This is a genomic window from Maribacter sp. MS6 (genome assembly GCF_056839185.1).
Genome location: NZ_CM166389.1, coordinates 3076542 through 3090493 on the forward strand (window position 1 = coordinate 3076542; position 13952 = coordinate 3090493).

Here is a 13952-nt window from a genome sequence, read left to right on the forward strand (position 1 = left end):
TTCTACCGACCCTTTTTAAAAGAGTAGGGAACAATACAAATGCAAATAAGGAAAATAAAAGTAATCAAAGATATCTATGCCTGCTAGTTAGGGTGCATTTAAACGAAACATTATGAATAAATTTTCAATATTCTTTTTAGTATTATTTTTAAGTGTTAGTTGCAAAGCACAAAGGATTCCAACAAAAACGGAAATCGTCGAACATTATGGATTTCAACAAAAATCTATTGAAGCTATCAATGAGGAAATTGTTTTTTATACTTATCAGAAAGGTATACAGGCAAAAACTAAACTCATCGTTTATTTGCAAGGTAGCGACCCAAGTCCACAGTTTTCCTACCGAATTAAAGATGATAAAGTTCAGAAACTCTGCTGGCTTAATGGGGAATTCAATAATATTTCAGAAGAATATTTATATGTAGTGATTGAAAAAATTGGTTTTGAAAAAGTAATAAATGAAGATGAAATTCCAAAACCAAAAATCTACCAAGAAAAGAATTCTTTAGGAAATAGAGTTTCAAGAGCCAATTCTGTTATTGAACACTTAACTTCTAAAAATGATTTTGAGAAAGTAATTGTATATGGTCATTCAGAAGGTGCGCCAGTTGGAGCTAAATTAGCAACCGTAAACAATAAAATAACACATCTAGGCTTTTGGGGTGGAAATGCACTACCCGATTATTTCGATTTTATACTTGAAAATAGAATCGAATTTTATAAAGGCTCAATTTCTGATTCTATAGCACAATCTCTAATTGATAAAACTATTAGCGGATTTAAAAAGGTAGTGAAGGACTCTTTAGATACCAGTGGTAATGGATATACGAATTTGAGATGGTGGTCATATTCGGAACCACCAATTAATAACTTATTAAAATTAGATATTCCAATTTACGTCCAAGTAGCATCATTGGATAAAAGCGCACCAATTGAAAGCAGTTATCTTATTCCATTAGAATTTTCACGATTGAAAAAGTCAAACCTTACTTATAAAGTTTGTGTTGGTTGTGACCACGGGTTTGCTTTAACAAATAAAGATGGAAAAGTTGAACGAAAATGGAAACGAATATTTGAGAACTTTATTAGCTGGACGGAAAAAAACGCACCCTAACAAAGAACCGTCATGAAAAGCCTTAGTCCAGTTCTCTAAAGTTCAAATAAAGGACCGTTTTATTAAACTTCTTAATCAAATCGAATTTCAAATAAATAACGGTTCATTTTATCGGTATAATTTAATAGTTTATTTTTAGAGCTATAATTATACCGTTATGCTATTTGGATATGTAAGGGTCAGTACGAAAACTCAAAACCCCAGTTTACAGATTGATGCACTTTTAAAAGAAGGTGTAGCCGAGAAAAATATCTACCGAGATGTTTCTTCTGGGGCCAAGGCAGAACGCCATGATTTGGATTTGATGATTTCAAAACTTCGGGAAGGAGATACCGTGATTGTTTGGAAACTTGACCGTATTGCAAGGAGTATTTCTCATTTACTAAAATTGGTAGGTCAGTTTGAAAAGCTTGGCGTAAAATTTAAGAGCATCAATGACCCGTTTGTTGATACCACTTCTGCCCATGGTAAATTTATTATCACACTTTTTGGAGCTGTAGCCCAATTGGAACGTGATATTATAATCGAGCGGACTACTGCCGGTCTTAAAAGCGCTAGGAGGCGAGGAATACAATTAGGTCGTAAAAAGGGGCTAGGTAAAGAAGCTAAACAAAAGGCCATGTTGGCTGCAACCTATTACCAAGAGAATAAATTACCCATTATTGACATCATGAAATTGGTAGGTATTAAATCAAAACCGACCTTGTATAAATATTTAGCCATTCAGGGAAGAAGAAATTGTAAGGAATGTGGTATCGTTTTTTGGGATACCGAACAAGAAATGGATACTGCGTTTTGTAAGAAACATTTCAATAAGAAGAAATAAGACTCTTTACAAAAATCGGATTTTGTAAAGAGTAGTGCATTTTTGAATTATATTTTAGGGAGTTCAACAGCAATCGTGAAATTATGGACAAAAGGCGTAATGTAAAGAGTGCTACTTAACGATTGATTTTTAAAAATGTAAGCTATTTTTAATAGCTTCTAATCTTCATTCGTCCATAAATTCCTACTTTTAATCGATTTGTTAATTACTGGCAATAACTAGTCAGTCTTTTAATATTTGTTCTTTAACAGTTTCACGATATTTAATAATTCATTAACTACTGAATTAGTTCAGATTAATGAACAATGCTAGACTAACCAAGAAAATTTAAATTATGACACGGAAAAAGGTAATTTTTATAGCGTTTGCAATTGAAGACGAACGCTCAAGAGATTTTTTAAAAGGTCAATCCTTAAATACAAATTCGCCATTTGAATATATTGATATGTCTGTAAAAGAAGCATATGTTTCTGAATGGAAGGACAAAGTAAGAGCAAGAATAAAAAGGTCAGATGGTGTTATAGTCTTGGTAAGTAAAAATTCATTGAATTCTAGCGGACAAAAATGGGAAATTCAATGTGCTCGAGAAGAAGGTAAACGGATTTTAGGAATATATGCGTACAAAGATGACAGAACCAATATTGTAGGAGTAAATACAAAAGTTTGGACTTGGGAAAACATAAGAGTTTTCATTGATAGCCTATAAAGGATTAATATGTGGCCATTAATTTTAGGTGCTGGAGCAGCACTACTCTTAAATGAACTGTTTGAAGAAAAGCCTAAATCGAATAAGCGGATTTTTATAAGCTTTGCGATTAAGGATGCTAAATATAGAGACCATTTTGTAGCCCAAGCTAAAAAAGGTAATTCACCTTTTTCATTTGTAGATATGTCAGTTAAAAAACCTTGGGATGAGATAATTTGGAAACAGAAGTGCAGAAGCAAAATAAAATCTTGTGATGGCGTGATTGTTTTATTAAGTAAGAATACGTACCATTCAAGTGGAACGAGATGGGAAATAAAATGTGCAAAACAAGAAAATATTCCAATAATAGGAATGCATATTCAAAAAAAATATCAAGGAGCAATTCCACCAGAACTTAAAGGAGAAAAAATAATAATTTGGACTTGGAAGAATTTAGAGAAAGTCATTAGAAAAATTTAGTATGAGAAAAGCTTTAGTTGTAGGAATAAATAATTATCCAACTGCACCTTTAAGAGGATGCATAAATGATGCATCTGCTTTTGGAAACACTCTTGAAGTCAACGGAGATGGTTCACCAAATTTTGACGTTCGATTAATTACCGATGTAGAAACAAAATCTGAATTAAAAGGTCAAATTAGAGAATTATTTGCGGGAGATTCAGAAACCGCCTTATTTTATTTTTCAGGACACGGATTTTTTGATGATTTAGGAGGTGGTTTTATTGTTACACCAGATTATCAGACAAATGACGAAGGAGTGTCTATGGACGAAATTTTGAATATTGCAAATGAGTCTAAAGCAAAAAATCGTGTAATAATTTTAGATTGTTGTCATTCAGGTTCATTTGGTTCACCTCAAATATCTGGTGGTAAAAACGCACAAATTGGAGAAGGAGTTTCAATTCTGACTGCAAGTAAATCTGACGAAGTTTCTTTAGAAATAAATGGTCACGGAGTATTTACGAATTTACTTCTCGATGCACTACAAGGTGGAGCTTCTGACCTACGAGGACATATAACACCAGGAAGTATTTATTCATATATAGACCAAGCTTTGGGACCTTGGGATCAAAGACCAGTATTTAAAACTAATATTACAAGGTTCACATCGTTAAGAACTGTGAATCCACAAGTTCCTTCTGATATTATAAGAAAACTTACAAAATATTTTGAAACCGCAGAAAGCAAATACGAACTTGACCCTTCATTTGAGTTTACCAATGACCCAAAAATTGAACATAATTATGTTGAGCCATATGCTTCAGAAGACAAGGTGGCGATTTTTAAAGAACTTCAAAAACTTGCGAGCGTCGGATTAATTGTACCTGTAGATGAACAACATATGTATTTTGCAGCTATGAATTCTAAATCTTGTAGACTGACTGCATTAGGTTTTCATTATTGGAGACTTGTAAAAGATAAAAGAATATAAAAAAACCACTCATGATGCAAGTATAAGCAATGGCCCAATATCATAGGCCTCACGATGGGCCGCAGCTCGTAATTGAAAGTTGTGGTCCATTTAAATAAACTCTCTTCAAACAAATAAAATGAACGAATATTTAGAAAAATTAAAATACGCAAAATCTGAGTCAGAAGTTGATAGTATCATAAACGAGATAGTTCCTATTTTAAAAAGTCGTGGGATTTCGCCAAGTGAAATAATGATGTATTTCAAAATGGGTGGAAATGATTTTGACTTTGTACCAAAAACTCAAGACCATAGAAGTACAAATTCTAATGCAGGAAAAGCCCAAATAATATTGCAGAAATTAATGGCTAAACTAAAAGAATGATGAATACTGAAACCGATTGGATTTCTGCGATTTCAGGTGCATTGACTACAGTAATTTCTGCTGGAGTTTTATGGGTTGCATATTACCAAATAAAGCAAGTTAAAAAACAATTAAGAGGCTTAACTGAAAATCAAAAGAATAGCACTTTAATGACTGTTTTGGAATTAGAGAGCGAATTAAATAAGAGGAAAGAGAATTTTGATAAAGTAAATTTTGAATTGAGAGAATACAATCTTGAAGTAGAAAATTCAAGAAAGAAACTAAGTAAGGACCTTTTAGAGATTTATAAAGATAAAATTTCCGTAGCTAAAGAGAATTATTTAAATTCTCTAGACCGACTTTCTTATTGTATTATTCACGACTATTTATCAGACAGAGATTGGCGGACTGAATATAGAGATACAATCTTTGAGGCAGTAGATAGTTACAAAGAAAACTACGATGTAAGTTCGAGATACAGGAATACAATTAAGATTTACGACAAATGGAAATGCGAATAATTTTATGGGAGAAGTAAAACAATTTCTGAAAAATTTAGATTTATTGAGCACTTTAATAATTATTGTTCCTTGGGTTTTTGCTTCATTAACATTATTCCTTTCGTACAAAAGCTCTAAAGATACTTCCAAAAATGCAATGCTAAACATCAACAAAACAGTACTTTCTGAAAATAGACAAGCTTGGATTAATACTGTTCGTGAAACTATTTCGGAATATATGAAAGTTCATACAGCTTTGGATAATCAAAGTACCGGACAAAAAGCCACTTCGTTAATTAATGATTTAGTCTATTTACAAACTAAAATTATTTTGCTTTTAAATCCGCTTGAAAAAGAAAGTGAAGAATTAGTTCAGGAAATAGCAAAAATCACCAAGCCAGTTGAAAAGAGAACGGATATAAATACGAATGCGGCAAAAGCTAAAATCCTGGTCTTAACACAAGGAATTCTTAAAAAAGAATGGGAAAGAGTAAAATCAATCAGTTAAAATATGCATCAAAGGAAGTACAGACTTTGCCAAAGTTCAAATAAAGGATAGTCATCGATATTCAAACGAAATTGGTCTTATAAAACCTTACTTTACGAAACTTAAAAAAGAGACGGAAAATGAGACCGCCGTGCTCTAAAAAACTTATTAGTTTGATAGTATTCTCAAACGCCCATTTTATTGGACTGAAAATATTAACATTTTGCCCAGGCAACTATTTGACAAAGTATTGCGTCTATAAGTTTATATGACCAATATTTTAGCGAAATCAGAATGAAAATAACATACTTTTTTTGGATACTTACTTTTTCTCTAAGTTGTCTGGCTCAAGAACGACCCGACGAAAAATATCATGCAGGGTTTACCACAATTCATCTTATAGACTCAACTAGAATATATAAACAAGATACGAACCCATCGGATATATTACATTACAGACCGATAGACGTAGACATGTGGTATCCTTCCAACCTAAAAGGTAAACGACCTCTTTTATTCAACAGTTTGTTCAGTCTATATGAAAAAAGGGCGATTGATTATCAGGATGGTACCGATTTCTCTGGTTTGACAAAAGAATTGGCACAATTTTATGTAGCTGAATTGGGTGTTGGTACAGATGGCCAAAAACTACTGAATGTGAAAACTGATAGTTACCCAAACTTAAAGGGTGTAACAGGCATATTCCCAGTTATTATTTACATGGCGGGCTTTAATGGTATGGGATTTGAAAATTACAAAGTTCTAGAAAATTTGGCCCAAAATGGATATATCGTTCTATCGGTTTCCTCAGTTGGTCGCTACCCTGGCGATATGAACAATACGAAAGAAGATATGTTTGAGCAGGTCTATGATGCCGAGTTCATTTTAAAGCATGCAGTTGGAAGTAAGATGTTCGATATTGATACAACCAACATTGGTGTTCTCGGATGTAGTTGGGGCAGTATGGGTGCTGCCGTTCTTTTGACCAGAAATGAAAATATTAAAGCAATGGTATCTTTCGATGGGACGGAAACACATTACTTTGGAGAAACTGACAATAATATTTACGCCAATGGCGCAGATGGTGAGGAAAATGACCTGGCCATTAAGAAAATCCACGATGATGGTATTTTAAGTCCTGAAAATCAAAATGCTGCCTATCTGTATTTTGAAAGTGGCGACAAGCTAAATGGTTTTACACCTACTACAGAATATAATTACTTTAAAAAAATCAATTCGGATAAATATTATATGCGATTCAAAAATAGTGGGCATTCGTTTTTTGTCTGTATACCATCAATACTAGAAGCAAACAAGAGTTCGATTAGTGTTTATAAACAACTACAGGAGACTACAGTCAGTTTCTTCAATCAAAAGTTGAAAAGCACTGGTGATTTTGAAAAAAGTTGGAAGAAACTGAACACCCTAGATTACACTACGAACCAACCTTATGAACTTAGTGGTAAGAAGGAAACAAGGAGTTCTATGATATCCGGTAAAATACTTAATAAAGAGGGAAAAGAACCTTTGCCATATGTTAACATTGGTATATTGAGCCGCGATACCGGCACAGTCACTAACGCCAATGGCAATTTTGAATTACCATTAACGGATGAATTCAAAAATGATACGATACGTATTTCAATGATTGGTTACAAACCCATCGAAATGTTGGTATCGGATATTGGGGGCAATGAAGAGCCTATAGTTTTTGAAATGACAGAGCAAATAAACGAATTAAATGAAGTGACGGTAACAGCTAAAGCATTTAAGAAAAAAACACTCGGAAACAAGACCGAATCAAAGTTTATAAGTACTGGTTTTAGCTACGACCAACTTGGTGCGGAAATGGGTATCAAGATCAACATTCGGAAAAACCCGACTTTTGTTGACCGATTCAACCTCAATATATCGTATAATAGATTGAGTGCGAAATCAATTTTCAGATTAAATTTCTATAACGTTAGAAATGGCAAACCTGCCGATAACATTTTATCGGATAATATATTTGTGGAAATCGAGCCAAAACAGACAGGTGTAGTTACGGTTGATTTGAAAGCATATGATATTATTTTGACCGATGATGTAGTAGTTGCTCTGGAATGGGTGGATTCTGAAGGCGATAACTACGAGGGCGAGGCCATATTCTTTTCACTTGGTCTTATGACAAATGGTACGATTTATAAAAAATCAAGTCAAGCTAAGTTCAAAAAATTTAGCAGTTTGGGCGTTGGCTTTAATATAGATGTCCGTATTTAGAACGTATTCTTATGTTTTATCACGGTATCGTAAAACCAACCTTTAGAAGGGCAACGCGTGCTTTCCTTTTCAATCCCGAAAATCGGCCGTTTTATAGGGCGGAAATTAGCTGCCTAATTACTCGGCACTAACAAATTAAATGAAAATCATTTTGTTTTATTTGATATATCAAATATATTTATATCAAATAAATAATTATGAATTTAAAAGAACCTACTGATTTAGTCATCTATTCTATCGAAAAGGCTATTAAGACCTACCGGAAGTTTGCCCAAAATAAAATTCGTAAAATCGAGACTAACATAACCGTAGACCAAGCACTTCTGCTTATTCTTTTACAGAGTAGGTCTGAACTAACACAGGTAGAAATGGCAGAAGTGTTGTTTAAAGATTATGCGTCGATTACACGAATGATAGAACTCATGGTAAAGAATGATTACTTGATTAGAAACGAAAACCAAGAGGATAGAAGGCGAAAAGAGTTGATTATTTCTAAAAAAGGAGAAAATCTAATTAAGAAACTCTTTCCGATAATTGAAGACAATAGGAATACTGCTCTAAAAGGACTAAGTCAATCCGAAATTGAGCAGTTAGATTCCCTGTTAAAAAAAATAATAAACAACTGCAAATAAAAATGAAATCTTTAATCCTATCCTGTTTTACGATTATACTGTTAACCGCTTGTCACAATGGCAAAAGAGCAAAATCCGGAACAGATGCTACCTTCAATGTGCCGGTTCAAAACATCCGTGATTATCTTAAAAAAAGAGATAATGAAAATGGATTCAATGGAACTATCCTAATTGCTGAAGATAAAAAGGTACTTCTATCAAAGGGGTATGGTTTTGAAAATGATAAGGAAAAAATGGTGAACAGACCTGAAACCAAATATGGAATGGCATCCATCAGTAAAATGTTTGCGGCGGTTTCAATTATGAAATTAAAGGAGACACAACAACTTAAACTTGATCAAACAATTGGAAGTATCTTACTCGACTACCCCAATGAAGAGGCAAGGGATAATATTACCATAAAACAACTGCTTTCACATACTTCCGGATTGGGAGATTTCTTTACAAAGGAATATTTTGACCGACCAGAAAATAGTGTTGAAACCCTTGATGATTATTTGCCATTTTTTGTGAACGATTCGTTGTCGTTCCGACCTGGTTCTCAGTTTGGTTATAGTAATGCCGGGTTTATCGTATTGGGTTTGATAATTGAAAAAATATCAAATAAGAGCTACACCGAATATATCAAGGAGAACATTTTAGAGCCAGTTGGTATGCTTGATACAGAAGGTGTGGATAGTCCGGCAGGTGGAGGGAAGACTACCGCCCAAGACCTGCACAAGTTTGTTTTGGCACTTAAAGGAGCACGGTTAGTAACAAAGGAATCCTTGAACAGCATGAAAATCAATCATAATGATAATGGATATGGGTATGGACTGACTTTGAATGAAGTAAATGGAACTCAAATCTATGGACATAGCGGTGGAGCACCAGGTGTTTCCGGTGAAGTCGAAATCGTAGAGAATTCCCCTCTTATTATAATCAGTTTATCCAATCGAGGTATAGCGGATGGGCTACTTCAGGTAAATATGTATATGAGGAAAGAGTTTTTTGGTGCAACTCAGGAAATCGAAAGTATTCTAAATACAGAAGATGTAATCGAAGTCGTCAATAAGGTTAACTTCTCTGCCGCCAAAACCAAGCTCAAAGAGTTAGATAAGAATATTTCGGCAAGATTAGCGGTATATCATGCCAATCGATATTTTAAACAAAAGAAATTTGAAAAAGCCATCGACATATTGAGGTTAACTATTGAAGCGTACCCTGATGACTGGAACCTATTCAATTCCCTAGCAGGTTTTTATCTTAAATCTGGGAACAAAGAACTGGCGATTAAAAATTATAGAAAAGTTTTAGAAATAATTCCTGAAAACCAACAAGCAATTGAACAATTAAAAGAACTGGAAAATAACTAAACCTATATTGTTTAACAAATTTTGTCTTAACCTTTAATAAAAGAACAGTACCGTAAATTGAATATTTTTTGATACTAAATGTTAATTTTTAACTTATACCGGAGATTTAAAAAGTTTAAATAAATGACCTCCCCCCCGTTAAACTAAATAGGCCATATTTCAAGATTATTACTTTAGTAAAGTTTAAATAAAGGATTGTTTGACATCTACTTGATATAGAGGCTGCCGCTTTAGATTTACCATAGCCATATCTTTTATATGGGGTCACGGTTTGGATGTAGCTGATGAACAAACGCATCAGGATTTTGATTAACTTACCTTCTATAAATATCAATCGTCGCAATGATTTTCAGGAATTAAGTAAATTTAAATAAAAGGAAAATTGAGATATGCTTTAATTTCATTATTATCGTTAATAGTAACCTTGGATTCACACTGTCAGGATACTAGACAGGAAATGGCCGTTTATAATGTAGGCTTAGGTTCCCTTGTCGGAGGTGTCGGGGCTCTATTGCATAAGAAGAGTAATGAGAAGTTTGGTAAAGTGTTATTAAAAGGTTTGGCACAGGGTGCGTTAGGAGGCTATTTAGTTCATGAAAGCAAAAATCTTGTCGGTAGGATTTCTTCCTCCGGAAGATTAGAATATGGATGGGGAGCTAAATTCACAAATGCCATAGGAACTTCGATTATTGAAAATGCTTCTCAAAATAGAGATTTTTGGGAAAAATTACACCTGCATATAGGCTTTAATAGACTAGAATTTATACCAAGGAAAAATTCAGAGCCAAATATCGAATTATGCCCTTCTCTTTATTCTTTACTGCTTATACAGCTTTTGGCAACAAATTTGAAATTTCCAAATCACTCCAATTGGGAGAGATTATTTATTCAGGCAAACCTACAGGTCCAACGGTGCAAGGTATGGTAGCAGGGGCAGCTTGGGCAAATGTTATCGAATTGAACAGTTTATCAGTAAACGATGCGTCTATAATTTCACATGAACTGATACATGTTTTTCAATACTACGATTTGAATTATTTCAATTCCTTTATATCTACGCCTATTAAAAATCTATCAGAATCCTCTAATTCTTTTAGAAAATTTAATTCAATTTTCTATTTGGACGCACAATTACCTGTATTCGGAGGTCTGTATCTGCTTGAGAATATAAATAGGAAAAATTACTATGACAATTTTTTCGAAAATGAAGCTGGTGTATATTCAAATACTTTAGATTAATGACACGTTTTATACAAGTTTAAGAAAACTTAGCAGTTCTAATTTGTGTAAGCTTACCCTGTTTGAGAAGAATTATTCTTTTGTAACTTCAAAGTTCAAATAAAGGATGATTCAAATACTTAGTTGAAGTAATTTAAGTCTCTCATTAGAAATTATCGCCAAAAAATTGAAATGAAAAAATCAGCTTTACTAGTAATATTATTACTGCCAATATTATGCAGCGCTCAAAAAAAACTTGGTGCTATTATAGGTATTAATAACTCGTCAATTTCTGAGGGCTTTCTGAGTGAAATTTATATAACTGATAAGTTCGGGTTTCATATTGGAGGATTTTACGAAATTGAATTAGATGAAAAATTAATATTCAGACCCAAATTAATGTATTCTCAGCAGGGTAATAGGGATATCTACAGGAATATTAGAACTGAAAGATTGGACTATTTGAATGTACCGCTTGATTTTAAGTTTTTCGATACGACCTATTTATTGGTTGGTCCTCAGATCGGGTTTTTAGTCTCTGATAATAACTCAGTTTTTACTTCTGGACCTAAATCAACATTCGACATCGGAATTAAATTAGGATTGGGACATCGAATCAATGATTTTATTATAGAGGTGAATGTTTATCAAGGAATTAGTAAAGCGGTTCAAAATTTTGACTTTAACAAAGGGACTAATACCGTTATCCAACTAAGTACGGGATATTATATTTTCTAAAGTTTAATTAAACGATGAAAAGAAGTATGTACAAAAAAAGTGTTTTTTCGGTGCGGCTAAGACCAAATCAATTGGGAGTTTATAGGATTGGTTCATATTTATGAACGAAAATTCTTATTTTAGGACACCCCCAAATTTTTCAATCTCAACCTTTTAGTGGTTTTATTAATATGATTATCAAAAGATACCCTAGACTTCTTCTTTTTTTTACAATACTTCTTTTTATTCTTGTGTCTTGTGCTAAAGGGGAAAAAACCAAACACAATCAGAATATTTTTGATGCCATGTCCCCTGGTTACGATTTTATGGAATTTTTGGCGGAAATGGAGAAAAAGGATATTGCCGAAGTTTCTGACAGTATTGATATTAAATTCGGAATTATTGGATTTGAAGCCGTGAAGGACATTCCCTTAATCGTTGGGAATGATACTCTCTCTAGACCGAAAGGCACATTTATGTGGGTCAATCTCAAAAAGTCAGTATCTGTATATCTGCGTGAATTCCAAAGTACTAATGATGCAAATAGTGAATGGCAAGATTTCAATGACCACATTGGTACATATACTGGAATTGACATGGGTGGTGGAGGTACCTTCTATTTAAAATTGGAACCGGAAATACCCTCTAGTCTTAATGCAACTTTCCTTTCCGGTAATAAAATATTTCAAGTTCGAAAACCATTGACTTTTGCCCCATCTGACAGCTTCGAATTCGATGATGCGCAGAATCAAGAAGTCATATCCGCAAATAACGACATGATTGAGGCATTAGATGCTTTAGTGGATATTTTGGTTTTAGAAAGGAACAAGCTTTATAAGCCGGTTAACGGTAAGTCACTGAACGAAAATGAACGCTTGTTCGGTTTTATTAATTTTTGGACAGAGGTAAAATATAATTTTGCCTTTTTTGACCAGGTACCCAATCTGGATTGGCAGAAAGTTCTGTTGGATTATCTCCCCAAAGTAAGAAATGCAACCTCGAATCTAGAATACTATCGGGTTCTTCAAGAAGTATGCGCTCTACTGAACGACGGACATACCAACATTTATTTACCTAGTGAATTACAAAGAAATATTGGTTCGCCCGGAATGAGGATAACTTCCTTAGATGGTTCATTATTTGTTACCAATTGTGACAAGCAACTTGAAGATACCGTTCCATTGGGGTCACAAATCATAGCGGTTAACGGAATTCCTGTTGAAGAGTATATTGAAAAAAATATCAGACCATACATCAGTTCCTCCACCGAACATATCAAACGAAATATGGAAGCATATCAATTGCTTGACGGCAATAGAAGGGATTCGGTTCGAATTGAGATTCGGACACCGGAAAATAGATTGAAACAACTTTCTTTAAGTCGTGAATCATCCGATATTGATTGGGTAGTTCCAGCCGAGCCGTGGGAGCTTTCATCATTCAAGAAAATGGGTGAGATTGCATACGTCTCGCTTAATTCCTTCGATAATGGTCGAATCGTGGAAGAATTTGAAAGTTACTTGGATAGTATTCAATCCTCAAAGGGTTTAATCATTGACCTTAGGAAAAATGGAGGCGGTAATTCGTGGAATGGATATAACATTTTAAAATATCTCACCGATGATCCTATTATAACATCCAAATGGAAAACTAGAGATCACAGGCCTGCGTTTAAGGCTTGGGGCGCCTTTGTTGATGAGGAGTCAGATAATTTAGGCTATTGGGACCTAGAGACCTTGTCTGCGTACAAGGACGATTATTGGTTTGAGAGCGGACCTGACACGATTTATCCAAACGATCGTCTCATCAAATTGCCAACGATTGTGCTTATCGGCAACAACACTGCATCGGCTGCGGAGGATTTTTTGGTTGCCGCCGATCCTCTTCAAAATTTTGAAACCATGGGTGATTATACCTATGGAAGTACTGGACAACCAATGTTCCTTAGGTTGCCTGGTGGCGGTAAAGCCCGCATTTGCACTAAAAGGGACACCTATCCAGACGGACGTGAATTTGTAGGTTATGGGATTCAACCTGACATTATGGTTGCTAAAACCCTTGAGGATTTCTTAAAAGGGGATGATTCAATAATGAGTAAGGCTCTAAAAAGACTATCGAAGCAATAATAAATCAGAATATTAAAGTTCAAATAAAGGATTGAATAATACACTCGTTTTGGCCAAAATGCACTTTGTCAACACTTCAAACATCACACATTTATTAGTTCCATAATAGTTAAATTACCGGAACTACTATAAAGAACGACAAGTGGAACTGTAGAAAAGCAGTTTCTGAACGTAAATAGTTCGTTACGTGTAAGGCCCTTTCAAGGAAGTATTGTTCCATTCCTATTTCACAGACATGAT

At 34.2% G+C, this 13952-nt stretch carries 14 protein-coding genes; all 14 read left to right on the top strand.

Features of this window, described 5'->3' with window-relative positions; translation table 11 throughout:
* Window positions 1–112 precede the first annotated feature (112 nt).
* The 14 genes from MS6x_RS13445 (at window position 113) to MS6x_RS13510 (ending at window position 13712) form a co-directional block, all read left to right on the top strand.
* Window positions 113–1111, top strand: coding sequence for a hypothetical protein (locus MS6x_RS13445; RefSeq protein ID WP_482602889.1), 999 nt, complete (start codon window positions 113–115; stop codon window positions 1109–1111).
* A 157-nt stretch (window positions 1112–1268) separates the two neighbouring features.
* Window positions 1269–1937: a recombinase family protein gene (locus tag MS6x_RS13450; RefSeq protein ID WP_482602890.1), complete on the top strand. Its 669-nt coding sequence runs from the start codon at window positions 1269–1271 to the stop codon at window positions 1935–1937.
* Window positions 1938–2271: 334 nt separating this feature from the next.
* On the top strand, window positions 2272–2643 hold the full coding sequence (locus MS6x_RS13455) for a TIR domain-containing protein (RefSeq protein ID WP_482602892.1): 372 nt from the start codon (window positions 2272–2274) through the stop codon (window positions 2641–2643).
* 9 nt (window positions 2644–2652) lie between these two features.
* A complete protein-coding gene (locus MS6x_RS13460) occupies window positions 2653–3102 on the top strand; it encodes a TIR domain-containing protein (RefSeq protein WP_482602894.1) in 450 nt (149 codons plus the stop codon).
* Window position 3103: 1 nt separating this feature from the next.
* Window positions 3104–4075 (top strand): caspase family protein, encoded by a 972-nt coding sequence (locus MS6x_RS13465; RefSeq protein WP_482602896.1) that lies wholly within the window; start codon window positions 3104–3106, stop codon window positions 4073–4075.
* A gap of 118 nt (window positions 4076–4193) precedes the next feature.
* Window positions 4194–4439, top strand: a complete 246-nt coding sequence (locus tag MS6x_RS13470; protein WP_482602901.1) for a hypothetical protein — start codon at window positions 4194–4196, stop codon at window positions 4437–4439.
* A complete protein-coding gene (locus MS6x_RS13475; RefSeq protein ID WP_482602905.1) occupies window positions 4436–4939 on the top strand; it encodes a hypothetical protein in 504 nt (167 codons plus the stop codon). Before MS6x_RS13470 ends, MS6x_RS13475 begins: the two co-directional genes overlap by 4 nt.
* Window positions 4940–4943: 4 nt before the next feature.
* Window positions 4944–5426, top strand: coding sequence for a hypothetical protein (locus MS6x_RS13480; protein WP_482602906.1), 483 nt, complete (start codon window positions 4944–4946; stop codon window positions 5424–5426).
* A gap of 273 nt (window positions 5427–5699) precedes the next feature.
* Window positions 5700–7664, top strand: coding sequence for a carboxypeptidase-like regulatory domain-containing protein (locus MS6x_RS13485; protein WP_482602908.1), 1965 nt, complete (start codon window positions 5700–5702; stop codon window positions 7662–7664).
* Between the two features lie 197 nt (window positions 7665–7861).
* Window positions 7862–8296, top strand: coding sequence for a MarR family winged helix-turn-helix transcriptional regulator (locus MS6x_RS13490; RefSeq protein WP_482602910.1), 435 nt, complete (start codon window positions 7862–7864; stop codon window positions 8294–8296).
* Window positions 8297–8298: 2 nt separating this feature from the next.
* Entirely contained in the window at window positions 8299–9651 is a 1353-nt protein-coding gene (locus tag MS6x_RS13495; RefSeq protein ID WP_482602912.1) for a serine hydrolase, read from the top strand.
* A gap of 798 nt (window positions 9652–10449) precedes the next feature.
* Window positions 10450–10890 (top strand): hypothetical protein, encoded by a 441-nt coding sequence (locus MS6x_RS13500; protein WP_482602914.1) that lies wholly within the window; start codon window positions 10450–10452, stop codon window positions 10888–10890.
* Between the two features lie 171 nt (window positions 10891–11061).
* Entirely contained in the window at window positions 11062–11607 is a 546-nt protein-coding gene (locus MS6x_RS13505) for an outer membrane beta-barrel protein (protein WP_482602916.1), read from the top strand.
* A 230-nt stretch (window positions 11608–11837) separates the two neighbouring features.
* Window positions 11838–13712, top strand: coding sequence for a S41 family peptidase (locus tag MS6x_RS13510; RefSeq protein ID WP_482602918.1), 1875 nt, complete (start codon window positions 11838–11840; stop codon window positions 13710–13712).
* Window positions 13713–13952: the final 240 nt, after the last annotated feature.